This is a genomic window from Asaia platycodi JCM 25414 (assembly GCF_000614545.1).
Lineage (GTDB): Bacteria > Pseudomonadota > Alphaproteobacteria > Acetobacterales > Acetobacteraceae > Asaia > Asaia platycodi.
Map to the genome: position 1 here is coordinate 56,165 of NZ_BAKW01000009.1, position 24,636 is coordinate 80,800.

Sequence of the window (24,636 nt, forward strand, 5' to 3'; positions counted from 1 at the left end):
CGCAACAGCCGGGTGGCTACGCTCCCGTGAGCGGGCGGCTCTGTGCCGCCTAGTCATGCCAGCTTAACGTCACCGTGACGGAAAGATGATTTGCGGTATGATGCTACCGCCTTTTTTCTCTGGCTGCAACGAAATCCTCCATAGATGACTCGTCCTCGTACCCAGTCCGCGAGCTTGCACGCGCAGAGGCCGGAGGGCGCGCCACAGGACGAGGAGCCTGGGACACAGGCGCAGGCATAGCGCGTTGTGCAGGTGCCGGGGGAGGCGCCGCCTTGTCGAGTGACCGTGCGAATTCCTGAAGCATGGCATACTGGCGCCGGGGCGCTGCATTGAATATCTCGTCTGCCTTATCGAGATCGTCAGCAAGTCCGCGATAGACTGCGGCCGCGTTGGGAAGCTCCGCAATATCGGTCACGAGTTGGCGGTGCTCGGCATTACTGAAATCAAGCCCGACCTCTCGTTCAAGCGTATGCGTCGATGCGGTGATCGCATCGTTGCCGTATGCGGCTCCGACAGCTTCAGCCAGCGTGCGCGCCGTCTGATTGAACGTCTCAATCTCGCGCGCCTCATGGCTTTCACGTTCGACCCGCCCCCGCGTTTCCTGCTCGATCTGCCGCTCGGTGCGCGGCGCCGGTTCTGGTTCGGCCTCTTCCCGCGCCGCAGCCGCCTGACGTTCCGCCTCACGCAGCTCGAACGTCATGCGGTCGAATTTCTTCTGCAAGCGCGCCGGGGTGCCGGTATTCTTCTGCCCCGAAGACTGTTCGTCCTGCTTTTCTTCTTCGGATTGCCCAGCGTCATCTTGCGGCAGAGCACTTTCACGCTCCTGCCTGTCTGTCTCGAATTCCATCCCTGCGAAACGGTCATCCGTCTCGGCATCACCTGCTGTGTCGGCGGGGGCTGTGAGTGTTTCGCTCATACGTCAACGGCTCCGTTTACGGGATCGGGGGCATGGATGAGCCCGCCTGGTGGGTTCGTGGATGGCATGCGGGGCAGTTCAGCCCCCATGGGCTCGGGATCTTCGGGGGGGATTGGCGCGTCCGGTACGCCTTGCTCCGAAAGGATGCGGCGAACGAGGCCTCTGAGTACGGGAAGAAGCTCCATCGGGGCGATCGAACCGATTGCTGCCATCTCGTCAGTTTGCTGCTCACGGGTCTTCGCATCAGCATTCATCAGGTCGATGACCTGATCGTGTTTCTGCTTGTCCGAACGCAGAGCGAAATCCCGATCCTTGTCGGCGATCTTCTTCTTGAGCTGCTCGATAACCTGTCCGGCCTGCTGCAACTGCTGCTGGAGCGCCTGAGCCTGGGGGTTATCGGCCGCAGGCTTGAGCCTGTCTGCAATCTCGGACGCGAGCGGGAAGGGCGCAGATCGGAACAGGAGGTCGCCACATTGCGCGATCAGTCCGGGGCTTGCCTGCACAACCTGCATCAGAGCATTGAACGTTTCCTGCGTCTGGCTCGCCCATGACGGGCCGACATCGGCGACGACTGCATATTTCCCGATTTTGGGATTAACGGCGAGGATGGCGCCTTTCACAGCACGCTCAGCCTCGGCTTGTGCAGACGGGTCGGATTGAACTGGACCGTCGGGCGTCATTTGCTGGTGCGCTTGCGCTAGTCCTGGATCGATAACGGCTTGTGTCATGGTGCCGTCGACACCGAGCACCTGAACGGCCCGCGTTACGTCATAAACGCGCGGAATGGCAAAGATCAGCATGGCGCCGATGCGTCTCAGGGCCATACCTTGGTTGTCAGTGAAATGATAGGTTGCCGTGTCACTCTGGCGCTGACGCTCGCCTATCGCGCGACCTGAGGCCTCGTTGCTCTGCTGGCCAAACTCGGCCTGATATTGGCCGGACGCCATGCCCATCTGCTGTTCAGATGTCTGCATCGCCTGCAGGTAGCCGGGCGAAAGCTGCGGAGGAGGGACCGGCGTAGGTGCCCCGGCGATATCGGATCCGGTGTCAGGGTCTTTGCTGTTGGAGATCAGCACGCCAGGCGGCGAGACGTTAGCCAGGCCCATTCGTTTTCGCGGCCCGCTACCATCGCGTCAGTCGCCTGCCACGATCCCAGCGTCTGCGCGGCCAAGCCCTCGATGAACTTCGAAGCGGAGTAATTGAACATGGCCTGCGGGTCGAGCAGAAAGCGGGTAAGCCCCTTGCGATCGAGATTGCCATCGATCGTCACCTCGATACCGACGAACGGCACGATAGGGATCTGATTGAATACCGTATCGCCTTTGTCGACCACTCGAGAGCCGCCGATCAGGAACCACTCAACGGAGTGATCCGTCACGGTGCGGGACTGTGCGCCAATCTCCCGACAAAGATCGAGAAGTTCTTCCGGCATCACGCTCTCGCGCATCGGCCCGCCCGCAACTTGCAGATCGGGGATCGGCGGCACGTTCCAGAGCGTATCTTCGACCTCGCTGCGCCGGTAATACCGGGCGACGCGCACCGTGTCCTTGCCTTCCCAATCTTCGCCGAACTCTCCCACACCGTCGAAGGGCGCTGTATTGTCGAGGTCTTTCTCACGGGGATATGCGAGGTCCCATTCAGAGCGCGGGATCGCCTCAATAATCATCCCCCAATTTGCGTCCGACTTGTCGAGCTGCGTGGCGTCGGGGTCGAGCACGACACAAAGCGGGTCAATGACCGGCTCAATGAAAATATCCTGATCGAAGGTGTCGGCATCGCGCACGTAGTCGGTGGTCAGATGCACATATCCGATACCGCCGCCAACCTGGCCCATGATGGCGTTGGCATAGGCGATCTGCTGGGCATTGGATTGTGCCTCGATATGCCGAATGACACCTTCAAGCAGTTCAGCCGCCATCTGCGAGGCGCCGTATCCGGTGGCCCGTACCTTGACGCCCATGGTCTGTTGTCGCGAGGCATTCGTTACCTGAAGCACATGCTGGAGCGTCTTGTTGACGGTAAGGCAGGGGCGCCCGGTGCTTGTCCGGCCCATGACCGTAGCGGCGTCCCACTGCGACTGATTGCGCGCATCGCCGTAGAGAAAGCGCAGGTCGCTCTGATAATTCGAGCGAGCAGACGCCTCGACATCAACGCTGCGTCGGTGCCGTTCTACAACCTTGGTGAGGATGTCTGAATCTTTCTGTGTCATGTGGTAATATAATACTCACGTGAGCGCAGCATGTACAGCAAAACCCGCTGTCAGCGCGCCATCCAGTTGCTAACTGGTGCGCGGGCTGGCTGCTGAGGCGCAATCTTCGTCCGCTCACGCAGCCCGACCGCGAGATATCGAAAGGCATCCGAGCCATGAGACGCCCAGTCATGAACCGGACTGGCTTTGAACTGCGCCAGCTTATCGTTCCATTCGCGCCGGTAGTTCGTCAGGCACTCGACGCCGCGCTTGCATCGATCTTCGTCAAACCAGCACCGGGCTAGGAACAGGCGAACAGCATTGATTCCGTCATCCACACCGATATGGGGTACGATCCGCACCTTGCGCCCGTTGGCTCGTGCGATTTCCTCACGCGTCTTACCGGTCCCAAGCTCACGCGCTCGGGCATCATGCGGGAACAGATCCTCTGCATACCGATAGCCGCGCCCGTCGAGCCATTCGCAGTAATACGAGATCGCCTCACCACTAGCCTCGTAATAGTCGATCAGGTGGATTTCACGCCCGACGATCTGGGCGCACCAGAACGCCATGCTGTCAGCAATACCCAAATCCCAGGAAACGTAAACCGGCACCGATGGGTCATAAGGCACGCGGCATAGACGAGTCTGCTCACCGCCCTTGATGGCGTCCATTTCCGCCTTGTAAATCGCCCCCGGAACGTCAAGCACATCCCATCTCCCATCTCCCATCTCCCATCTCCCATCTCCCATCTCCCATCTCCCATCTCCCATCTCCCATCTCCCATCTCCCATCGAGTAGAGCCCGGCGCTGCATTTCCGGCATGGTTGCGAGATTAGCCCGGTATTTAACGTCGATATACGGATTGTCCGTCACACGAGCGCCGATAAAGCGCCGCCGTGCGGTGATCGTCTGCCCCTCGATCTCGACCGATGAAGCCAAGCATGTGTCGCGCCCATCATCTGGAATAGACCAGTATTGCTGCACCCATTTCGAGCCGATACCGCCCGGATTGCAGTTCGCCCGCATGAGCCGCTTCAGGTTCGTCCCACGCAGACGTGAGCGGAGGTACGTCCAGACAAAGTCAGACGGATACTGCGTCAGTTCCTCGACGCCGATCCACTGGAATTCCTCGCCCTGGAACTGGAACACATCAGCATCCCGCTCGGCATAGCCCATGATCACCTTGGCGCCTGACGGAAACCGGAACTCGTGCTTCTGCTCATTCCACGTCACGCCTTCTAATCCCTGAATGGTCGGATACAACGCTCGCGCACGGTCAATCACCTCGCGCAACTGCTGGTAGGACCGGCGAAGGATCAGAGCCTTGTAGCGAGGCACCAGAGGCGCGCTCTGCCATAGTCCGAGAGCGTCCACGATGAACGCGTCTGTCTTTCCGCCGCCAGCCGCACCCCCGTATAGAACCTCCTCTTCCTCGGCTGCCAGAAAGACCTGTTGTCGATCGGTTGGCGACCAGACAACGTTCGTCACTTCGAGCCTTTGACGGGGAGGGCGATCACGCCAAGTGTCTGCACCTTGCCGTCTTCATCGACCTGCTGGAACTGCGCCGGGATCAGGCTTGCGACAACCTTCACATAGTCGCCCGGCCTCTCGACCCGCATGTCTTGGATTGCCTGAATGCCGTTCTCCTCGAAGTCAGCGTAAAGCGCCGCGATGAAGTTTTCGGAAAGTTTGTTTCGCGTGCCTTTGGGTCGGCCTGCCGGGTTGCCAGACTGACCTCGCTGGAACGGCCTGCCAAGCGCAGCCTTTCGCTGTTTTGGCGCTGTAGCATCAGCAGGATTTGTTGGCTTCGGCATGCCCCGATTATCGCAAAAACCGCGCCCGATGTACAGGAAAACCATTCAAGTTATGGCTCGATCCCACGCTACGCAGCCAACCTCATATTTGCCATTTATTTTACAAACATCCGCCTTTATTACAGGGGAAATATAGCCGATGGAGGAAGACGGTAATGTTTACGCGCCTTATAGTAAGTGGTCTGATAATTATTTCCTTATCCGCTTGCGAGAGCTTCGAAGAGAAAATGGCTAAATGCCGCGCCATGGGGGTAAGTGTAGACACCTGCTACCAACAAGCGAAGGAAGACGAGCGGACGTCGGATATGCTGGGGACATATCAGTATAATCAGGATCGCCGGTGGGACTCTTCGTCATCTAAAAGGAAATAAATTTCGGTCAAGCGCTGGTCGGGGTCTCGGCTGGCGAGCGTGTCGGCCAGGTCGCGCCAGGTGGGGAAGGGAAGGCGGGCTATCGTCACTCGATGAGTGGCATGTTAGCTTTGTCTAGGTAACTCGAATTCTGCTTCTACATTGCCATCAGGCGTAGCTCTGGTATAATATTCAATTATTATTAACCCACTTCTCGAGTCACTCACTTCATCGCCGCTTTTCAATTGTAGAGCAACTTCGTCATTCAAATCGCTATTTACGCATGTAGCTTCTTGCCCCTGGTGCAGAAAGAAGCCCACAGAATGACGATCAATAAAAGCTTTATCCCCAAGCATCAGTCTAGCCTCGGTGTCAATGCGCGCTGCGTTCCGCAAGGTTTTCGTCTGCATTTGTAATTCTCTAGATTTGAACGCCTAGACTATCCCAACGATCTCGTGCGCTTTTCAACAAAAAACGACACTCACCAGGCAGCGCTATTCTGGCGCTCATCATCGCCCCGGAACCAGGTCGAGGGTCCGTCGAATTGCATTCCGACGATGCCGGTCCTGCCGCCTCGGTTCTTAAGCACGATCACCTCGGCTGTGCCGGCCGACTTGGCCAGGCGTTCGGTCATTTCGGCCGCGCGCTTCTCGTAGGCCGCATCGCTCTCGCCGCTGTTCCGGCTGACTTGCCCATCTGCTCCAACGAGAAGCCGAAGCGCCATTTCCTCGCGGTAGAGCGCCATCACACCTCGGGCGTCCTGTTCGATCGCGCCACTGTCGCGGATATCGGCAAGAAAAGGGCGGCGGTCTTCGCGGTTCTCCGACTGCCGGTTTAGCTGGGACAGGGCGATCACCGGAACGTTCAGTTCGCGGGCCATGCTGGCTACGTCGCGGCTAATCTCGGTCACTTCGGCCGTGCGGTTGCCTGATCGCTTCACGGCCGCACTGGCTCCATGAGCTGAAGGTAGTCGAGGGCGATAAACGCAAGGCCCTGCTTCTGCCGCTTCATGCGCGGGGCCCGAGTGAGGATCTGCTGCACGGTCGCGCCCTCGCGGTCATCGACCATCATCGGGATATCGTGGGCTGCCATTCCGGCCGAGACGATCCGATCCATGTCCTCGCGTGACACCGGCCGCCTTTCGCCGTTCGGAAATTTCCAATGCCCCGTCATGACGACATCGACCGGAAGGCCGGTCTTCCCCGCCACTGCCTTGCTCATCAGCTCCTCGGTCGACATTTCGCCGGACCAGATCAGGCCCCGGCCGGAGGTCTGGGCTGCACGCATGGCCAGCCCGAGCATCAGCGACGACTTGCCGACGCGCGGCCGAGCCGCGACGACATACACGCCACCCGGTCTCAGACCGCTCAGGAGGTCGCTCAAACCCTGGTAGCCGGTAATCGGATACCCGAGAGGGCGTTCCCTGCCTTCCACGCGGCTTCTGTGGCCTCTAGCATGGCATCGATAGCCGGCGCCGAGGTCTTCATCTGCCGTTCGGTGTCTCCGGTGAGTGCGAGACGCTCAAGGCACTCCTGCAATTCCTCGACCAGCACGGCACCCGTTTTGTCTCCGGCATGGGTCACAGGCTCAATCCCTGTCGCACCCACCATCCTCACCAGCAGAAATCAGCCATTTTTTGAGAATTAGCCTCGACTGGGATAGCCCGTTCGGACTCGTCCATTGCTGCTTATATTGCGTCTAACGGTACCACAACCGTGCTATTGTTTACGAAACTAAACCTTTCAAGCTTTGACCTTTTTCGTCTATTTCTGCTCTGCTGACGCTGGCGGCAAGGGGCACCGCAGCCGGTCAGGACAACCCGGCTATCCGCCATAGACGTGACCCAAGATGCCTGCTTGTTACTCTAGTTCGTCTGCCGAGCGCGCGTACAGAAGTGTCTCTTTCGAAAAGAGACACGCGCAATAACGTGTATGCGCTGCCGATCCACAAAAGTTGCCCATATGCCCCTCTGAGGCTGCTAAATATTTAAGTCAAACCGCGAGAGATCTAACCCGTTGGCTTGCCTTCCTCTCACAGAGTTGGTGTCCAGCATGTCTCTCATCGATCCGCGAACCCGTCATCCCAAGCCACCTTTTGCGACGCAGCCCCAGGAATTTCCGGGCCTTTCTGCGGAAATGACACCTCAGCCCGATTATGGCGTCGACTCCTATCGGGCAAACGGTCGCCTGAAAGGGCTCGTAGCGCTCATTACCGGGGGAGATTCTGGCATCGGTCGCGCTGTGGCAATTGCCTATGCCAAAGAGGGAGCCCAGATAGCGCTTTCTTTCCTCGAGGAAGAAAGCGCTGACGCCGACGACGTCGCGGTCACGATCGACAAGCTGGGCGGTGAATGTGTTCTCCTGCCCGGAGATATCCGAGACGCAGGTACCTGTGTCTCGCTTGTGGCTTCAACCATTGCCGCGTTTGGTAAGCTCGACATTCTGGTCAATAATGCGGCCTTCCAGTGTCCCCGTGAAAGCCTTCTCGACATATCTGACGAGGAGTGGCGCCGTCATTTCGATACAAACGTGCATGGCATGTTTTATCTAACTAAAGCAGCGATTCCACATCTCCAGCCAGGTGCTTCGATCATCAACACCTCCTCGGTCAATACCAGGACACCAATGCCGATCTTGATTCCATACTCCATGACAAAAGCGGCTATAGCCAATTTCACTGTGGGGTTGGCAGGCAGTCTCGTCGAGAAGGGGATAAGAGTTAACGCGGTCCTGCCGGGCCCAATCTGGACGCCGTTCATTGCTACAGGCATGCCTTCCGGGGAACACAAAGAGTTCGGATCGCAGGCACCGATGGGTCGCCCTGGTCAGCCGGCGGAGCTTGCTGGCGCCTATGTATATCTTGCAGACCCCGATAACACCTACACCACCGGCACTCTTCTGCCTGTCCATGGAGGCATGCCGCAGCTTTGATATGCACTAAGCCTCGCTCGGTAGTCGTGCTTTTATACGCTTCCGCGTCGGGCAGTCACGACCTTTGGTTAAAGCATAGACAACCGATTCGTGGAGCAGGGCGACGACAACGTCGTCGCCTGAATGCTTTTCGCAGTATTCAGGAGCGATGGCGTCTTCGTGCGATAGGACAAGATACGGTCGTACCTTTGAGCTATCCTGAAGTGTGATCGCGACGAGAGCAGGTGCCACCCCTTATGGCCGGGAGATTTTACGATTAGGTTGCGCTCAAGGGTGACGGGACGCCCCCTGTCGAAGCCGCCGCCGCGTCCTATAACGTGCCTATCCATCAGCGATCTCCTCAGCCTCAAGATTCCGGTCAGAGCGATCAGATACGTTGCGGTCGATGTTCAGACAGTCGCCTACAGGGCATCGTGAGAGATGTCGTTGCTGGTATCGTGGATTGTCAGTGTGATGAATGGGGCGCGAAAGCAGTGCTTGAAGAACGCCCGTGCAGCGGCGTCTTACGTCGCAACTATCGCCTGCGCCGGGGTGGCTGCTGCTGCTGCTATTCAGGCGCAAGGCCTTGATCCAGACCGGCATCGAGCGCGATCATACAAGGCGTTTAAACGACGTTTCCTGTTGCCCGGCATCTCAGGCGTCATCATCTGCACTGGCGTGAATTGCATTCGACTCAGGGTGCGAGAAGCACTGATGGACCCGGAACTTGTCCAGTCACGTCGACCGCGGACGACCCGTCATGGGAATCTTGCGTGATTCGCTTTCGTAGGTGCTTGGGAGCGTTGACCGCAATAGACAATCCGTGAACACGAAATAAGCGACGCGCCGAAACGTCGCATGAGCAGGGACCGGTGCGAAGAATCATATGCGAAGACAGTCGTAGCATGCCCCTCTGATCCAGTCTCGCAGGGTCTGCACTGACGGCAAGTCAGCGCAGGCCCCTAGGCTAGAAAGCCGCTTAACGAGGTCGCAGCTTGGAGGCCCGCGCGATCAGGAGGCAACTCCTACGCATCAATCGACTTGAGTCGTCTCACCTCGGGGAAAAAACGATGACAGACAAGCCAAATCCGGCCAAGCCGGGAAGCGACGAACCGTTTGAGCCGTATCCTGATACGAGCCCGCAGCAGGACGACGCGCCTGAGCATCCTGATCACCCAGAAGACGGAGGGAAGCCTGCATGACTGCGAAGCCGACACCGACATACGACCCGAGCGATCCGGCACCTAAGCCGAAGCCGAATGAAAATGCTCCGCTTCCAAATGCGCCGGAAAACCCGACAAACTGATGAGAAAGAGCCTGCTCCTCCTCTTTGGAGGCGCAGGTGCTTCGGGCAGATGCAGACTGCGTAAGAAGGATGTGTTGAGTGTCTTGCCGCCCACCACTCGCGCACTATCACCAGGGAGATGAGTAAAGCTCCGTTTCTCTCTGCCATTTGACTGAACATCGCATCCAGGTTGCATTTGATACGGCCAACTTGATGCCCTGAACTCTTGTTTCTCCTTGCCAGCCACACGTCGGCTGACAGATTCTTGCACGGGGCTGGTCGTTCAAATTCCGCATACTCAATGTTTACGCAGGACAAATCCTTCTGCAAAGATAAGCGTGAAAAGCGTCGGGGTTCAGTCGCTTCTCCGTCTTGTCAGCGCATTAGAGACGAAATGCCGCTGATTTTGTCTGCGAGTGCGGCGATCATATGCTTGATGTCGTCGGGCGTTGCCGAGCTGTCTGCAGCAATATTGAGGCGCTCTACATCGATACGCAGCTCACTCATCAGCTCGTTGATTTCGGCCTGAATGCCGCTTTCGTCGTCATGGCGCATGTTGAACTCCTTTGGCAAGGATCTTGCGCGTCTAGGCGCGGCTTGTCCATGAGCGCTAAACGCGATGCCTTCATGTTTTCGTCAGTTCATAAGTTGAGGTAATCGAACGACTTTGACGCTGAGATTGGATTCGAACCACATCGACCTGAAGTGTCGCCCCGCGTTTGTTCGAGGCATACTGCTCCTGTTTTTGTTGATTAGGTGACGGTTCAGAATTCTGAGGATTTGGCAGCGTCGGTCGAGACTGTTCCGCCATTACTGGAAGCCTCCAAGCAGTTTGGAACTTCCTCGACCTTGCTCTGCGTACCGGATGATCCTGCATAGGGGGGCAGATCACACGGTATCTGCCTTGGAATAGACGGATGAAATCGAGCGCCGAACTGCCGTTGGGACGACATTTGGCACTCGATAAGTCCTCTCCTCATTAAAAATCACTGCTCAACGTTGCCAGTGCGGCGAAGGGTGAGGCAATTTTGTAGCTTGGGGCAGCACCTGCGATCGTCTTGCCGAATACGCCGGTTGTCGCATTGGCATTGGCCTGCGGCGACTGGATCCAGTTCAGATAGCGGTTATCGCTAATATTCTGCAGGTTCAGGCGCAGCACGGGGCTTTTGAAGATGCTGACCTTCGGAAAGCGGTAGCCGAGCCCGATATTCATGCGCACATAGCCGGGGATGCTCTGGTCGTTCATGAATGTGGCATATTGGCGAGCGACATATTTCAGATTGAAGTTCGCAAAACGCTTGCCGTCATCATAGTCTAGCCCGAAACCGACCTGCCAGTCAGGAGCCTGAGGCGCTTTTTTGCCTGCGCTACGCACGTAATCGGCGCCTGTGCCCGACCCGGCAGGAATATTGCTGTCTGTCACAGCATGGAGATATTCGACCGAAACATAGGGACGAATATTATGGAAAGGCCTCGTGCCGAACTCTGCGTCAACACCGTCGGAGTGCATGCCACCAGCATTGATATTGGTGGTGTAGAAAGCGCCCGAGGCAGGATCCTGGATGGATTGCGTGTAAAGGCGGTTGGTGAAGTTGTAGTGGAAATAGGTGAGGGCGGTTGAAATCAGATCGTCCTGATATCGCCAGCCCGCCTCTTCAGAAATCGAGATTTCGGCTTTCTGGTCAGGATTTGCGAGGGTGGAATAAAGGCCTGTCTTCTGATTGAAGCTGCCTGAATCATAGAGCGCATAATTCTGCGGCATGCGGAAATTAGTCGAGACAGAGACGAAGACCTGATTATGCTGATCGATCTTGTAGCGTATCGCGGCTGTGGGCAGAGCCTGATTATAATCGGTGGTGACATACTTGCTGCGTACGTCAGGCAGATAATTAGTGCCCGAGCGTTTGACGATCGAATATTTCAGCCCGGCGTCAATGGTGAGTTTGCCATGCAGGAGCGTGAGGCTGTCGCCGATAAAGGGCGTATGCACCTGTGTCTGGGTGAGGGTGTTGCGATACTGTGCCTTGGCGCCATTGCTCAGCACCACGTTGTTTTCGTCGCCCCACTGGCTCAGCGGCGTACCATCCGCGCCGACAAAGCTGTAAGGCGCCGTCTGACGCTGTTTGGCGTATTCGAACCAGTAGCCGACCATCAGGCGGTTGACGCCTGTCGTCAGGGTCAGCTTGGTCGTGGCACCCGGGCGATAGGTTTCGGTGAGCGACGGATTATAGAGCACCTGCATGCCCTTGCCAGCGCCATCGACCGTTCCGGCAAGGGTCTGCTTGCCATAAACGAATTTGGACATGTCTGTATACTGCGCGCCGCCACCATTGCCGTAACCGTACCAGAAATACGGCGTCTCAGTCAGGACGAGATGATCGTTCAGTTTGAACGTCGAGGGCATCGAGGCATAGATATTGGTAAAGGGGTTGGGGCGCGTCTTGTAGTAATTGACCGATCCGGCCTTTGCAGGAACGTAGTAATTCGATTCATAGACCGTGTTCGGCGGGTCTGTAGGCGAGAGACCGCTGGAGCCGACCGGATTAGTTATGCCGGTGCCCCATTTATCCCAGCTTGCCTTGGTGACATTTGGATAGGCGTTGTTCTGGATATTATTGCCGACAACAGCCAGAGAGACGCGGTTACCGTCGCCCCAGTCATTCACGATCTTCATCTCGCCATGCTTCTTGTTATCCCAGCCGGGGCCGCGCCAATGGTCCTGACGTCCCTGCGAATAGGAAAAATAGGCACGTAGATTGGTGGCGCCGATGCGGCCGGTATCGAAACGCAGGAAGCCACGTGTCGCATTGAAAGACCCGTAGGTAATGTCGACCATGCCGCCCATCTTGTTCTTGGGGTCGATCATATACATGTCGACAACACCCCCCGATGAGCTGATATGGGGGCTGTCAAGATCGGCCGAGCCCTGCGCCAGACGCACGGTCTTGAGGTTTTCGGCGTCGACGATTTCCTGCGGATAGACCGCGAAATTGCCGATATCGTTGATTGGAAAGCCCTCGAGCGTAAAGCCCATCTGGGATTCTGTCAGGCCGCGCACCGACATATTACCGCCCGTCATGCCAAGCGGATCGGTATCCGACACATTGGCGCCCGGCAAAAGCGCGATCAGCTGCATCGGGTTGAGCGCCGGGTTCTGCTTGGCAATGAAGTCGCGCGTAATGGCAGAAACGGATTTCGGGCTGTCTGAAGGAGTCATCAGACCGCCACCAAAAGCGCGACGCGTGACGCCATCGCCGTAATTATGCCCCGTTACCTCAATGCGCTCATCGGTCGGTGACGTTGCACCAAGCATCGACGGCGCTGTTGTGGCGGCCTCGGCAGGACGCGGCGCGGCGTTCTCTGCGGTTTGATGGGTTTTTGTCGGCTTTGTAGCGTGCGCGGGTTCCTGAGCCCTTGCGTCGGGCAGCAATGAAGCCATCAGAGCTGTGGTGCCGCAGAGAAGCGCCATGCGTGAGAACATTGTGTCGATCTTCCAAACCCAGAATCAGAATTTAGCAACGTTTGGTTACAGTTCCACACGTTCATGATCCGGAAAGAGTAGAATTCTCGATCAGGTCAGTGCGAAACCGTGACATTTGTCACCGTTGGGCACTGTTTAAGGCTTAAGATATGACAGCAATGTGAAAAGCTTTACTCACCCATTCCGATCCTGACGACTATGTCAGAAAAGCCACAATTGACATATTTCGTCACGTTCCGGGCTGGTAGCAGCGCCTCGCGCGTCCTTTGCGCGGGGGGATGACGTCTTCTGTTTCCTTTCAGGCAGGAACAGGTTCCATACCCGAATCAGACGATGGATCGGTCAGGGGAGGGCGTGCGTCGAAGGGCAAGTCGTCCGCTGTCATGGCAAGCATAGCGAGGGCCATTTCTCGTTCGCCCATGATAACGTGATCGGCGCCAAGCTCCTTGAGATGCTCTACGGCACTATCGAAATGGGCACGGGCTATGACTGTAAGATCGGGATTCATCGCTTTTGCTTGAGCGATAATCTGACCGGCTTCGAAAGGCTCGGGAATGGCCACCATCAGTAGCCGTGCTTTGTCGAGCGCCATGGCTTTCAGTACGTGCCTCGGCGGCATTGCCGACCAGAAGTTCGATCGCCTCGCTGGCTGTGAAGCTGTCGGCCAGTTTTCCGGTCTCGACCACCAGAACGGGCCAGCCATTCTGGATCAGCCCTTCTACGACCAGCCGTCCCACGCGGCCACAGCCAACCACCACGGCGTGGTTTTCAAGATGGGTGGGGGTCGGAGGCGGCAGAAGAATACCGGCCTCATCTTGCGAGGGGAGCTCTGGCGCAACGGTATGACGGGTAATCCAGGCTTCGATCCGCTGTGTCGCCATCAGGATGAACGGATTGATCAGGATGGACAGGATCGAGGCCCCGAGAATCAGATCCTGGGCACGAGCGTCGAGCACGCCCATTTTCATGCCCAGCGCCGCGAGGATAAAGGAGAATTCACCGATCTGCGCTAGCCCGCTGGCGATGAAAAGCGTCGTGTTCCAGGGCTGACGCAGCAGTCTCAGAATGACGATCACCATAAGCGGTGTGCCGACGAGAATGACCAGAAAGGTCAGAAGCAGGGGTAATGGCTGTCTGATCAGCACCAGAGGTTGAACAACATGCCGACCGATATGAAAAACAGCACTGCGAAGGCGTCGCGCAAGGGCAGCGTTTCGGCGGCAGCACGATGGGAGAGTTCGGACTCACTTAGCACCATGCCCGCGACGAAAGCACCGAGCGCGAAGCTGACATCGAACCACTCGGTGGCGATAAAGGCGACGCCGAGAGCGAGCGCCAGCAAAGCGAGGCGAAAAAGTTCGCGCGAGCCTGTATGGGCTACGTAATGGAGGATAGCCGGTATGACCCGGCGCCCGACCACTAGCATCAGCGCCATGAATGCGGCAACTTTACCGAGCGTCAGGGCGATGGTGAGCGCAAGGCTCGGGATATTGATGGCCTCATGCGCGCCGCTTTTCATGATCGGCGCAAAAATGGGGAGCAGTACGAGCGCGAGCACTGTCACCAGATCCTGGATGATCAGCCAGCCTACCGATAATCTGCCGCGTTCGGTTTCGATCAGGCGTTGTTCCTGTAGCGTGCGTAGAAGAACGACCGTGCTCGCAACACTCAGCGCGATGCCGAAAATCAGGCAGGCACCGATAGACATACCTAAAAGCCAAGCACTGCCTGCGCCGATCGCGACTGAGGCCATTACCTGCAGCAATGCGCCAGGCACGGCGATGGCCCTGACCGAGATCAGATCCTTGAGCGAGAAATGCAGCCCGACACCGAACATGAGAAGGATGATGCCGATTTCGGAGAGTTCGGAGGCCAAAGGCTGGTCAGCAACGAAACCAGGGGTGAACGGGCCGACCGCAATCCCGGCAAGCAGATAGCCGACGAGAGGCGAGATACGGATCCGCTGGGCAATGGTGCCGAGAATGAAGGCGAGCCCGAGACCGATAACCAGAATACCGATCAGGGGCGTGTCATGACTCATGGGAAATCAGCATCCAGAAACTACGATGAAAATTGGACTATTCCGTGAACATCATCGATCGGAAGTGGATTTGCAATTGTTTACGCCGGAAAACCTGCTCATTCAGACGGGAAAGGCATCGGGAATACGGTCTAACCAGATCGATCACATACGCGTTTTTTCGTGCAAATGTAGGATGGCGCCTTGTTTGCTCGTCTTTTCCAGTCAACTCCCTCAATGGAGGGAGCTAAAGGCTGGCTTCGTGTTTGCTGAGTAGATCACGCAAGATTTAACTGGTTCGTTGGAGTGCGGTTGTGCGCGAGGGCGTGCTCATGATCATACACCCATACTATTAGCCCTCTGCGGAAGGATTGACCTTTCGAAAACAGAATACGGCCATTGACGTTGATGTGCCTGACCTGGGCCGGCGCTCAGCGATGCCGAGTTTCTGTAGGCTGAAATGGCTGTCTGAAACGGGGTGAGGCTATTGGCAGGCCGAGGGCAATCGCTGGTTCTTCGTAGGAGAGGTATAGATAGCCCATACGTAAGCCTCGTGATGCGCCTCTCGCTAACTTAAAGCAAAAAAACATGTTATCCTCCTCATTGGAGGTTCGCTTGAGTTGTGCGCCCTGAAGCTTATGCTTCATATCTCAGGGAAGCTGATCGCTCGACATCGATAGGCTAACATGATCGATAGCACAGTGGGTCGTGCCGAATACTGTATCGTGGGGATGGAAAAGCTTTTTTCTCTGACCCCACGGGCTATATGGAAATTCAGCGCAGCAAATCTATTACAGTATCGTCCTTATGGAACGCTATAGTGTTTATTCCGAAGACCGCGAAAAAGTAACCGATATTTGCGAAAATTTTATATAAAGTATCCTGAGATATCTTGATATGCTCAACGAAAATCACAGGTCTGTGTTTTTGAATAGTATTCAATGCTCCCATAAGAGCCTCGATCTCCATACCCTCAACGTCTATCTTTAGAAGATCCAGGCGATCAAGATTGAATGAATCTATGGTTCGGACTGGTACGTGCTGCCCGTTCTGATAATCGAGATCCTGGCCAATATATTCTGTGTCTTCTTTCTTTATAAGCTCTAGCTTCCGAAGCTTCCTGGCCTTGTGTAGTCGATAGCAGGAATTTTTATAGTCCCGTTATAATTCGATATTGCGACATTATGTGTTGTGACGTTGAAGTTGTTATTGATGATCACATTACCGGACAGCGCGTAAAAGATCTCCTTCTGAGGTTCGATCGATATAACCTGCCCCCAATTTTTCATGTGACGCGCCCACTCCAGTGTATGAACGCCAATATTCGCTCCGACGTCCAAGGCGAGAACACCGTCCCCGCGTAGTTGTCGCTGCGCAGAAAGTGTCCTTTTCAGGAGGTCGACATCCTCAATGGAAAACGATCCATTCTCTAAAACTTCATGCCCTACACCATAGGAAGGAAGACCAGAGGAATCGACGTTGTAATCGTTCCTGTTTACGATCATCGTTCCATGGTCTGTCTGTGCGACTACGAACGATATTTTCCTGGACATTGTAATCTCTTCGCTGGGGGAGGGTGAATTATGTTCCGAAATGTCTTTGGCTAAAGAGAATAGTCGGTCTTTGCATGGGACAAAAATCAATTATTCGAAAAGACGTTCAATATTCCGAAGTTAAAAAACCGTTGCCATTTGAGAGTATGCATTAATCAAGAAGATAAAAACTTCAATCAAGTTATTTTCTAGAGGTATCAACAATTTTTTGAGGCTTAGCGTCACACGGTCTATAGCAATTTCAAGTCTTCAGAAACCCGCGATGCATCCGCGCCTTCCTTAACATCTCAAACGTTAGCTACGCATCAAGCGTGTTGTAAAAGCGCTGAAGAGCGTTGAGCATGTGTTGCGTGACAGGTGCTTGTGGAGCCCGCACAGGAAGTGACCATCTCGTTGATCCAGCCATGCGGTATTTCTTGGTCGTGATCGAGATTGAAGATACGCATTGGTGATGAACAGCGGAGTGGAAATGGAAGACGCATCCCGAGAGCGGGAGAGAGCTTTAAACAAGGCGGCTGTCTTGGGCCTGCGATTACCCCGCTTGCGTCATTGTGCAAGGGAACGTGTTGAAGAACCGGTCAGGGCTGTTCCTGCCAGAAGCTGCGTTGAAGCGCGGCGGCTTCTTCTTCAAGAAGAGGGCCGATCACCTCGGTTGCTGTCTGGCCCGCAGCAAAGACATGGCGACAGGGAAGATCGAGCGTTGGGTTTTCGGGGTGTGCGCCCGTCATGGCCTTGAGATGGGCCTCGGACTGCCCGTAAACAACGCGGCCTATGCCCGCCCAGTAGATGGCGCCGGCACACATGGCGCAGGGCTCGGCGGAGCTATAAAGAGTAAAGCCGCGCAGGCGGTCGGGCCGGAAGGATTTGCTGGCACGGCTGGCCAGAAGCCTTTCGGCATGGGCTGTCATGTCGTGACCCTCGGCGCTGTAACCATTGCCCTGGCTCATGACCAGCGCGCCCTGATCGTCCACCAGAACCGCACCGAAAGGATGATCGCCGGCCAGGCGGGACTGATTGGCGACCTCGAAGGCCTCACGCAGAAAGGCGAGATCGGCTTGCGTCACTGTTGCGGTCACGATGTTGCCTCCAGTGGCGAGAGCGAGGCCTTGCGCGGTTTGACAGCGTCGCTCGGCGCCGCGCCGAAAGTGACGCCCTGCGCCTTGAGCCAGCGACGATAGGCGACAGAGGAGCGGTCAGCCAGTGTCGGAATCTCGCTTGCGGCGTCGAGCGGCATGGCAACGGGACGCTGGTTTTCAAGAATAACCCGATCCTGCAGGAAGATCATCTGCTGGAATTCGACCAGCGCATCATGACTGGACTCGTTGTCGAGAAGGAACATGACGGGATGGGCGCGGCAGGTACCGGGCGTCATGGGCTGGACAAAGAGTGCGATGACATCCTTGCGTTCAGGGTCGTTCGGACTGGTCTTGTAGAGCAGCGTCGAAAAGGGCGCCGCGATGCGATAGATGTAATCCGTCATCAGTCCGCCCTCGGCAGAGAGGGCAGCCTGAGGCTGGAAGAAGCGGCATTCGGTCGCCCAGATTTCACGACCTTCCTCTCGTGTCTCGACGGCATAGCGCTCGACTTCTGTGTGTGGCTCTGCGCTAGAATGTCAGTGTGGACGAAGGGGAAATGCGCCATGTCCAGAAAATTCTCGACCACACGCAGGCCTGATGCCTTGACCGCAATCGAGCCGCAACAGACGAGGTTCCGGTCAGGCTCATCCGCTTCGGGAATTCGGGGGATGAGATCCTCGCAACTGACGTCTGTGTCGAGCGTGGTCCAGAGAAAACCGTAGCAGGCCCGGCTCGGCAACTTGCGGTCGCGGCAAAAGGCTTCAGTATGCCCCCGTTCGTCCAGACGGTAGCGCACGGACTCGCCGAGCAAACAGGTTTCCAGAACACTGTTTGTCATGCTCTCGACCATGCCTAGAGGATACCATTGCCGTGTCGAGACCGGATCGGCGCTCTCTGAACCCTGCATAATGCCGATCCTTTGTTCGTTGCGTGCCCGGTCACATTAGTAGCGGTATTTCTCTTGTCAAAAAAATTATTACTGGCAGGATCGTCTTCAATGTCCGCATCCGACCCGGAGAATGAATGACCAGTTCGATCACGTTGCATCTTTTCGGTCGTTTCGATGTCGCTGCGTTTCGGGCGTTTGCCGAAAGCCGCGCTCGTCTTTTGCGCATCGACATGACAACGGAACGAATGGAAGGTCACGAAATCGTTTTTCTGCTGCGCGGGGCTCATGCCCTTGTTAGCATGTTCGTCATGGCCTGCGTGATCGGACCCGCAAGTTGCGTTGTCTCGCGCTGGCAAGAGTCAGTGGTATGATTCCCGTTGCGCTCTCGATGGATGTTGTTTTCGGCGATGTCGTTCCTGTGCGTCATGAGGGTCAGGAGCTGGTGCTCTGGCGCGACGAAGAGGGCATCGTTCATGGGTGGGAGGATCGCTGCCCCCATCGAGGCGTGCGTCTGAGCCTTGGCTTTATCCGCAATAACCGGCTCGCCTGTCTTTATCATGGGTGGCAGTTCGATCATGAGGGTCGCTGCCGGGCCATTCCGTCGCATCCGTCGCTCAATCCGCCCTCCACCATCCGCACAGAGAATTTCCGCGTCGAGGAAAAGGCCGGCCTGATCTGGATCGCTCTGAGAAATGACGCAAAGCGCCCGCTTGTGCCTCCTGCGGAAGGCGCCTGGCACGGCGTGCGCAGTCTTGCCATACGCGCAACAATGGCGGCGCTGCGTGAGGCGCTCGTTCTCGAAACGGGGCAGTGGCGCGTGTCTTCTGACAGGCTTCTGGCGGTGCACAGCCCCGAAGAGGAGATTACCATGGTGCATATGGCCGTGAGCGATGCGTCGGCGCGCGTCAAAGCAGCCGAGTGGCTGCTCGACCTGCGTGATTCGATGGAAGAAATCCGATGCTGAGCCTCAATGGCTGGGTGATGGACGAGCGCAGCTATGCGGCGCGTCTTGCTGCGTCTCTCCTCGCTATTCCGCTCACGATCCAGACCGATCGTCGCGCCGAGATTTTCGGCCCGACACTTGGCGATGAAGAAGGCGTTTATTGCGTCGGGCTTTACGAAATCCTGCGTCATTTTTCCCGATTGCCCAATGTTGACCGTGCCTGGCCCGAAGGCGATTCAAGGCTCGTCCTCGAATGGGCACTCGAGGCGCTCGAAAGTTTTGCTCAGGCGCGGCGTCAGGCCTTGGGCGCGACCATGCCTGAAAAGGCAGAGACAGATGCCATAACACTCATCTTTCGCATGCTTGAAGACCGTTTGAGCAAGGCGTTCCTTGACGGGCATGAATGGCTCTCAGGCACATCTGTCGGCTTTATCGATATCACTGTGTTTCCGATCGCTGGTCTGGCGCGAGATCTCGGTCTCGGCATGGATCTATACCCCGCTGTCAGGCGCTTCGTCAGAAAGGTGAGACAATTGCCCGGTTTCGTCACTATGCCCGGGATTGCCGCGTGTCATTGAGGCCTCGGTCGCTTCTGACACGCCGCTCCCTCCTTGCAACGGCCCCGCTTGCGGCTTTGCCCCTCACGGCGCTAGCGAAGCCACGCTTTGCGCCGATTGCAGAAGAAGATCTGCTGGTGGCGTTCGGTCACACCAGCCCCATCAACGATGGCGGCTGGTCGCAGATGCACGACAAGGCCATACGGGCGCTGAAAACGCATTTTCCGAAAATGCGCTCGCTCTATGTCGAAAGTGTGCCTTACTCCGCCGATGCGACGCGTCTGTTTCGGCAGTTCGTGGCCGAGGGCGCGCAGATGGTGATTTCGACATCGAATTATGGCGATTTCATCAAGGACGTTGCCGATCAGGCTCCGGATGTCGGGTTTCTTGAATGCGATGGTAACGCAGTCACGAGCAATCTGGCCTGGTATTATATCACCCATTGGTATGCCAGCTATGTGATTGGTATCGCTGCGGCTCGTCTGAGCCAGAACGGACGCCTTGGGTATGTGGCGTCTTTCCCGACCTCTTCGGTCATCGCCAGTGCCAACGCGACGCTGCTTGGCGCGCGTTCGATCAATCCCGAAGCGACAATGCGCGTTATTTCGATCAATTCCTGGTTCGACCCGCAGGCTGCGGCTTCGGCAGGCGCGGCATTGATCGATAGTGGCTGTGATTTCCTTTGCGGCATTATGGACGACCCCGGCTACCTGCGCGTGGCAGAAGAACGTAATGTCTGGGCCGCCATGTGGAATACCGATATGCGACAATTCGGGCCAAAAGCCTATGTCAGCTCGGTTGTGCTCAATTTCGAAGCCTATTATCGAGAGATTATTGCGGCTCGTATTGCCGGGACATGGCGCCCGCAAGGGACATTCCTGACGCTCGGCCACGGAGTGGATCGCGATGGCTGGGGCGCACGCGTACCGCTGGCCGTGCAGAGAGAAGCCGATGCTGCGCGCGACAGGATGCTCGCCGGATGGTCGCCCTTCGTCGGGCCGATCCGGGATTCCAATGGCCAGATACGCGTGCCAGCAGGCCGGACCATGAACGATATGGAAATCTTTCACTGGAGCTGGCAGGTCGAGGGGGTGTCGGGGCTTGTCTGACTTCCTTCATCACCCGGAGACCCGCCCGGCAGATCTGCCTGCAGGCGCACCGCCGCTCCTGACGCTGTCGGGCATCGCTAAATATTTTCCCGGTGTCGTGGCCAACAAGGATGTGTCGATCGACTTCTATCCCGGTGAGATTCACGCGCTGCTTGGCGAGAACGGAGCCGGAAAATCGACTGATGAATATCGTGACGGGTCTTTACCAACCGGACGAGGGCGAGTTGATCCTTGACGGATATGGCGCGCGCTTCGAGAGCCCTGAGGCGGCAATTGCTGCCGGAATCGGCATGGTGCACCAGCATTTCAAGCTGGTCTCGCGCTTCACGGTTGCGGAGAATCTGGCGCTTGGCTGGCGAGAAACGGGTTTCCGGCTTTCCGCTTCGGCATGGCACGTCGTGCAGAGGCGGAGGCCACGCGCTACGGTCTTGATATCAGGCCGGCGGCAAGCATCGACAGCCTGACATCGGGCGAGCAGCAACGTGTGGAGATCTTGCGGGTATTGTCACGAGGTGCCCGGCTGCTGATCCTTGATGAACCGACGGCCGTGTTGAGCCCGCTCGAGGTCGGCGAGCTTTATGCCGCGCTGCGTCGCTTTCGTGACGGGGGCGGCGCCGTCATTCTCATTAGTCACAAGCTCGACGAAATCATGGCTCTCGCCGATCGTGTGACCGTGCTCCGGCATGGACGGGTCTCGGGCACGCATCTTGTGGCACAGACCGAGCCTGAAACGCTCGTGACCGAAATGATCGGGCGCCCTGTCGAGCAGAAAAGCGATTATCCGCGTAAGAAAGAGCGCCTCGTCGACCGAGCGGTGATCGTGCTCGATAACGTGTCCTGCCGTGACAGGGCGGGACAGATCCGTCTGCACCCGCTTTCACTCGAAATCCGGTCAGGCGAGATTCTCGGCATTGCCGGGGTGACAGGGAACGGCCAGTCGGAACTCTCCGATCTTCTGGCGGGTCTGCGTTCATCCGAGACCGGTCAAGTCCGTGTGGATGGCAAGGATATGCGTGGGCGTGGCCCGAATGCGTTTCGTGAGTCAGGGATTGGCTATGTGCCTGAAGACCGCCTGCACAAGGCGCTCGCGCCTGCGCTCGGTGTAACCGAAAACGCCGTCATGCGTCTGTTTCGTGCCGGTCCCATAGGCGGGCGTCTGGCCTATCATGCTGCCGAGGCGCTGCGCTTCACCTGTTCGTTGCTCGATCAGGCGCAGGTCAGTCTCGCCGATCCTTCGACCCCTGTCCGGGCCTTGTCTGGCGGTAACCAGCAGCGTCTTGTACTGGCGAGAGAGCGCATGATCAGTCACCGGGCGCTCGTGGCTTCCTATCCGAGCCGGGGTCTCGATATCGGCGCTATTGCCTGATGCGCGACACACTGGCCGAAATTCGTGATGAAGGCAGGGCCGTGGTGCTTGTGTCGGAAGACCTTGATGAGTTGATGGCGTTGAGCGATCGCATTGCGGTCTTATGCGGTGGCAAGCTGATGACGGTCGTGCCCAGAGGCGCCTATGACCGTGCCCGTATAGGCGCGTTGATGAGCGGTCGGAACGCGGAGGCGCAGTCATGAGCCGTCGTATTCGCCTTCCGGTGGTTCCGCCCCGGCGTATCTTCATCGGCCGGGCTCTGGCCCTTTGCTTTGTCTTTCTTGTGCTTGCCTTCGTGCTGATGCTGCTTGGGTTGCCTCTCGATATGGTGGCGACGCTTGTTCTGACCTCGACTTTCGGCACTGAATTCGGGCTCGAAAACCTTGCGCTCTACATGACGCCGCTGCTTATGACGGGGGCTGCCGTGTGGCTGGCCCTGCGTGCCGGATTGTGGAATATCGGCGCCGAAGGGCAGTTTCTGGCCGGGGCGACGGCAGCGACGGCTGTCGGGCTGTTTCTGCCGTTGCCCGTAATTGTCACTCTGCCGCTTGCTGCCGTTGCCGGCGTGATTGCCGGGGCATGCTGGAGCGCCGTTCCCGCCGCCGGGCGCGCCTGGCTCGGCGTGAGCGAGATCATCACGACGCTGCTTCTCAATTTCATCGCGTCCTATCTCGTCTATTATCTTGTGACCGGCCCCTGGGCCGATCGCGTGACGGGCGCGCAAGTTTCGAGCGAGCGCATTCACGCGGCGATACCTGTCCTTTACGGCGTCGTTCACTGGGGCGGGCCGCTTGCCCTGGCCGTCGTCACTGCGCTCGGGCTGCTGCTTGGTCGCAGCCGCTTCGGCTATGAACTGACATTGAGCGGGTCGAACCCCCAGGCCGCGCATTATGCCGGGGTCTCGGTGGCGCCGCGCCTCTTTCTGGCGCTTGTTTTCTCCGGCGCGCTTGCCGGGCTCGGAGGCATGATGGAGGCGCTCGGCACCGTGCATCGCCTGCAGGGCGGTCTGGCCCATGGCTATGGCTATCTCGGCATCGTGGTCGCCCTGCTTGCCCGGCAATCGGCGCTGGCGCTGATCCCGGCAGCGTTTCTCATGGCAGTCATTCTCAATACGGGCATTGTGTTGCAGACGCTTCAGGTCAGTGCGTCCTCTGTTCTGGCTATTACGGGGCTGCTGGTCTTTGCAATTGCTGTCAGCGACGAACTTGCAGCCTATGCGCGGCTGGAGACGCGGAAATGACCCTCTGGATTTCTCTCGTTCTTCACGCGCTTGCCTATGGTAGCATTCTCGCCCTCGCCGCTCAGGGCGAAGTTCTCGCCGAGCGGGCAGGGGTGATCAATCTCGGCGTCGAGGGGTTGATGGCTCTAGGCGCCGTGACGGCTGTTCTAGTTGCCGATGCCTCTCTATCGCCCTGGCTGGGTTGTCTGGCCGCCCTCGCTGTCGGGGCCGGCGGGGCGCTCGTCCTCGGGCTTGCGACAGTCAACGGATCTGCCAATCAGACACTGTGCGGGGTGGCGCTGACCTTTCTTGGTCTCGGATTGAGCGCGGTGATCGGGCATGATGTAGCCGGGTTGCCGGTTGCGGCGAGTTTTGCCACATGGCCCATTCCCGTCCTGTCGCGTTTGCCGCTCGTAGGACCGCTTTTCGATCAGAGCCCGTTCGTCTATCTCGCATTCGGACTTTTGCCGTTGCTGTGTCATGGGGTGTTATTCCGCACGCGTCTGGGTCTCAGCCTGAGGGCTGTGGGCGAAAACCCGGGTGCCGCCGACGCTGTGGGCATCCCGGTAAGGCGGTTTCGCCTGGGAGCCGTGGTGATCGGAGGGGCTCTTGCCGGTCTCGCGGGCGCAGACATGACGCTTTCGGTCATGCCGGTATGGTCCGAGGGTATGATTGCCGGGCGCGGTTGGATCGCGGTCGCACTCGTTATTTTCTGCGGTTATCGGCCTGTCTTTGCGGCCGCCTCTTCGCTTCTGTTCGGCCTTGTGATGTCGCTCAGTTTCTTCGGGCAGGCGCAGGGATGGCCCGTGCCACCCGCCATTCTCAACATGACGCCCTATCTCGGCACGATCGTCTTCATGATCATACCCGCCATGCTTCTGCCCGGCATGCGTCGCCTGATGGCAGCACCCGCGGCTCTGGGAACACCCTATTTCAGGGAGGAGCGCTAAACACGGTG

The 24,636-nt window shown here is 57.5% G+C and carries 27 protein-coding genes and 1 pseudogene; 10 read left to right on the forward strand and 18 right to left on the reverse strand.

The features are described 5' to 3' along the window. Window positions 1–103 precede the first annotated feature (103 nt). The 9 genes from JCM25414_RS08610 to JCM25414_RS22980 all read right to left on the reverse strand — a co-directional run bounded on the left by JCM25414_RS08610 (window position 104) and on the right by JCM25414_RS22980 (window position 6,887). Window positions 104–916 (reverse strand): hypothetical protein, encoded by an 813-nt coding sequence (locus JCM25414_RS08610; protein WP_025841374.1) that lies wholly within the window; start codon window positions 914–916, stop codon window positions 104–106. Further along, on the reverse strand, window positions 913–2,022 hold the full coding sequence (locus JCM25414_RS08615; RefSeq protein WP_025841375.1) for a portal protein: 1,110 nt from the start codon (window positions 2,020–2,022) through the stop codon (window positions 913–915). The genes JCM25414_RS08610 and JCM25414_RS08615 overlap by 4 nt, the downstream gene beginning before the upstream one ends. Then, window positions 1,986–3,125: a portal protein gene (locus JCM25414_RS08620; RefSeq protein WP_025841376.1), complete on the reverse strand. Its 1,140-nt coding sequence runs from the start codon at window positions 3,123–3,125 to the stop codon at window positions 1,986–1,988. The genes JCM25414_RS08615 and JCM25414_RS08620 overlap by 37 nt, the downstream gene beginning before the upstream one ends. A gap of 50 nt (window positions 3,126–3,175) precedes the next feature. Then, complete coding sequence (locus JCM25414_RS08625) at window positions 3,176–3,814, reverse strand: hypothetical protein (RefSeq protein ID WP_025841377.1); 639 nt, start codon at window positions 3,812–3,814, stop codon at window positions 3,176–3,178. Further along, window positions 3,807–4,595, reverse strand: coding sequence for a terminase family protein (locus JCM25414_RS08630; protein ID WP_025841378.1), 789 nt, complete (start codon window positions 4,593–4,595; stop codon window positions 3,807–3,809). The genes JCM25414_RS08625 and JCM25414_RS08630 overlap by 8 nt, the downstream gene beginning before the upstream one ends. After that, window positions 4,592–4,921, reverse strand: coding sequence for a DUF5681 domain-containing protein (locus JCM25414_RS18590; protein WP_148301009.1), 330 nt, complete (start codon window positions 4,919–4,921; stop codon window positions 4,592–4,594). Before JCM25414_RS18590 ends, JCM25414_RS08630 begins: the two co-directional genes overlap by 4 nt. Window positions 4,922–5,752: 831 nt before the next feature. Next, window positions 5,753–6,211, reverse strand: coding sequence for a DnaB-like helicase C-terminal domain-containing protein (locus tag JCM25414_RS25945; protein WP_025841382.1), 459 nt, complete (start codon window positions 6,209–6,211; stop codon window positions 5,753–5,755). Next, window positions 6,208–6,654, reverse strand: coding sequence for a DnaB-like helicase C-terminal domain-containing protein (locus tag JCM25414_RS25950; RefSeq protein WP_025841383.1), 447 nt, complete (start codon window positions 6,652–6,654; stop codon window positions 6,208–6,210). Before JCM25414_RS25950 ends, JCM25414_RS25945 begins: the two co-directional genes overlap by 4 nt. Further along, the gene (locus JCM25414_RS22980; protein ID WP_148301010.1) at window positions 6,651–6,887 is read right to left on the reverse strand and encodes a hypothetical protein; all 237 of its coding nucleotides are present in this window, start codon (window positions 6,885–6,887) and stop codon (window positions 6,651–6,653) included. The genes JCM25414_RS25950 and JCM25414_RS22980 overlap by 4 nt, the downstream gene beginning before the upstream one ends. 435 nt (window positions 6,888–7,322) lie before the next feature. On the opposite strand from JCM25414_RS22980, the gene JCM25414_RS08665 reads away from it, so the two are divergent. Beyond that, window positions 7,323–8,201, forward strand: coding sequence for an SDR family oxidoreductase (locus tag JCM25414_RS08665; RefSeq protein WP_025841385.1), 879 nt, complete (start codon window positions 7,323–7,325; stop codon window positions 8,199–8,201). 1,639 nt (window positions 8,202–9,840) lie between these two features. Here the strand turns inward: JCM25414_RS08665 and JCM25414_RS08670 are convergent. From JCM25414_RS08670 to JCM25414_RS18605, 9 genes and pseudogenes are all read right to left on the reverse strand, one after another. Then, a complete protein-coding gene (locus JCM25414_RS08670) occupies window positions 9,841–10,020 on the reverse strand; it encodes a hypothetical protein (RefSeq protein ID WP_025841386.1) in 180 nt (59 codons plus the stop codon). A gap of 424 nt (window positions 10,021–10,444) precedes the next feature. Next, entirely contained in the window at window positions 10,445–12,946 is a 2,502-nt protein-coding gene (locus JCM25414_RS08675; protein WP_025841387.1) for a TonB-dependent receptor, read from the reverse strand. A gap of 298 nt (window positions 12,947–13,244) precedes the next feature. Beyond that, a complete protein-coding gene (locus JCM25414_RS25955) occupies window positions 13,245–13,511 on the reverse strand; it encodes an NAD-binding protein (RefSeq protein WP_277911164.1) in 267 nt (88 codons plus the stop codon). Then, window positions 13,411–14,091 carry a cation:proton antiporter domain-containing protein gene (locus tag JCM25414_RS25960; RefSeq protein ID WP_277911165.1) on the reverse strand — a complete coding sequence of 227 codons (681 nt, stop codon included), beginning with the start codon at window positions 14,089–14,091 and terminating at the stop codon, window positions 13,411–13,413. The genes JCM25414_RS25955 and JCM25414_RS25960 overlap by 101 nt, the downstream gene beginning before the upstream one ends. Beyond that, window positions 14,085–14,987 (reverse strand): cation:proton antiporter domain-containing protein, encoded by a 903-nt coding sequence (locus tag JCM25414_RS25965; protein WP_277911166.1) that lies wholly within the window; start codon window positions 14,985–14,987, stop codon window positions 14,085–14,087. Before JCM25414_RS25965 ends, JCM25414_RS25960 begins: the two co-directional genes overlap by 7 nt. A 753-nt stretch (window positions 14,988–15,740) precedes the next feature. Beyond that, window positions 15,741–16,064 (reverse strand): FkbM family methyltransferase, encoded by a 324-nt coding sequence (locus JCM25414_RS26590; RefSeq protein ID WP_081775853.1) that lies wholly within the window; start codon window positions 16,062–16,064, stop codon window positions 15,741–15,743. A gap of 5 nt (window positions 16,065–16,069) precedes the next feature. Continuing rightward, on the reverse strand, window positions 16,070–16,519 hold the full coding sequence (locus JCM25414_RS25970) for an FkbM family methyltransferase (protein ID WP_051535790.1): 450 nt from the start codon (window positions 16,517–16,519) through the stop codon (window positions 16,070–16,072). A gap of 578 nt (window positions 16,520–17,097) precedes the next feature. After that, window positions 17,098–17,595 carry a nucleoside deaminase gene (locus tag JCM25414_RS08695; protein ID WP_242403454.1) on the reverse strand — a complete coding sequence of 166 codons (498 nt, stop codon included), beginning with the start codon at window positions 17,593–17,595 and terminating at the stop codon, window positions 17,098–17,100. Further along, window positions 17,592–18,502, reverse strand: a pseudogene (locus tag JCM25414_RS18605) (aromatic ring-hydroxylating dioxygenase subunit alpha). The gene JCM25414_RS08695 and the pseudogene JCM25414_RS18605 overlap by 4 nt, the downstream one beginning before the upstream one ends. Window positions 18,503–18,618: 116 nt before the next feature. On the opposite strand from JCM25414_RS18605, the gene JCM25414_RS08705 reads away from it, so the two are divergent. The 9 genes from JCM25414_RS08705 (at window position 18,619) to JCM25414_RS08735 (ending at window position 24,628) form a co-directional block, all read left to right on the forward strand. Beyond that, entirely contained in the window at window positions 18,619–18,855 is a 237-nt protein-coding gene (locus tag JCM25414_RS08705) for a hypothetical protein (RefSeq protein ID WP_025841390.1), read from the forward strand. Then, window positions 18,852–19,448 carry a Rieske (2Fe-2S) protein gene (locus JCM25414_RS08710; protein WP_025841391.1) on the forward strand — a complete coding sequence of 199 codons (597 nt, stop codon included), beginning with the start codon at window positions 18,852–18,854 and terminating at the stop codon, window positions 19,446–19,448. The genes JCM25414_RS08705 and JCM25414_RS08710 overlap by 4 nt, the downstream gene beginning before the upstream one ends. Further along, window positions 19,442–20,005, forward strand: coding sequence for a glutathione S-transferase family protein (locus JCM25414_RS08715; RefSeq protein WP_051535791.1), 564 nt, complete (start codon window positions 19,442–19,444; stop codon window positions 20,003–20,005). The genes JCM25414_RS08710 and JCM25414_RS08715 overlap by 7 nt, the downstream gene beginning before the upstream one ends. Further along, window positions 19,996–21,093, forward strand: coding sequence for a BMP family ABC transporter substrate-binding protein (locus JCM25414_RS08720; RefSeq protein WP_025841393.1), 1,098 nt, complete (start codon window positions 19,996–19,998; stop codon window positions 21,091–21,093). The genes JCM25414_RS08715 and JCM25414_RS08720 overlap by 10 nt, the downstream gene beginning before the upstream one ends. Beyond that, window positions 21,086–21,328 (forward strand): ATP-binding cassette domain-containing protein, encoded by a 243-nt coding sequence (locus JCM25414_RS27015; RefSeq protein WP_242403455.1) that lies wholly within the window; start codon window positions 21,086–21,088, stop codon window positions 21,326–21,328. Before JCM25414_RS08720 ends, JCM25414_RS27015 begins: the two co-directional genes overlap by 8 nt. Before the next feature lie 153 nt (window positions 21,329–21,481). After that, on the forward strand, window positions 21,482–22,459 hold the full coding sequence (locus JCM25414_RS27020; RefSeq protein ID WP_242403456.1) for an ATP-binding cassette domain-containing protein: 978 nt from the start codon (window positions 21,482–21,484) through the stop codon (window positions 22,457–22,459). After that, complete coding sequence (locus JCM25414_RS24900) at window positions 22,459–22,662, forward strand: hypothetical protein (RefSeq protein ID WP_242403457.1); 204 nt, start codon at window positions 22,459–22,461, stop codon at window positions 22,660–22,662. The genes JCM25414_RS27020 and JCM25414_RS24900 overlap by 1 nt, the downstream gene beginning before the upstream one ends. Beyond that, window positions 22,659–23,699, forward strand: coding sequence for an ABC transporter permease (locus tag JCM25414_RS08730; RefSeq protein WP_025841394.1), 1,041 nt, complete (start codon window positions 22,659–22,661; stop codon window positions 23,697–23,699). Before JCM25414_RS24900 ends, JCM25414_RS08730 begins: the two co-directional genes overlap by 4 nt. Then, window positions 23,696–24,628: an ABC transporter permease gene (locus tag JCM25414_RS08735; protein WP_025841395.1), complete on the forward strand. Its 933-nt coding sequence runs from the start codon at window positions 23,696–23,698 to the stop codon at window positions 24,626–24,628. The genes JCM25414_RS08730 and JCM25414_RS08735 overlap by 4 nt, the downstream gene beginning before the upstream one ends. Window positions 24,629–24,636 lie beyond the last annotated feature (8 nt).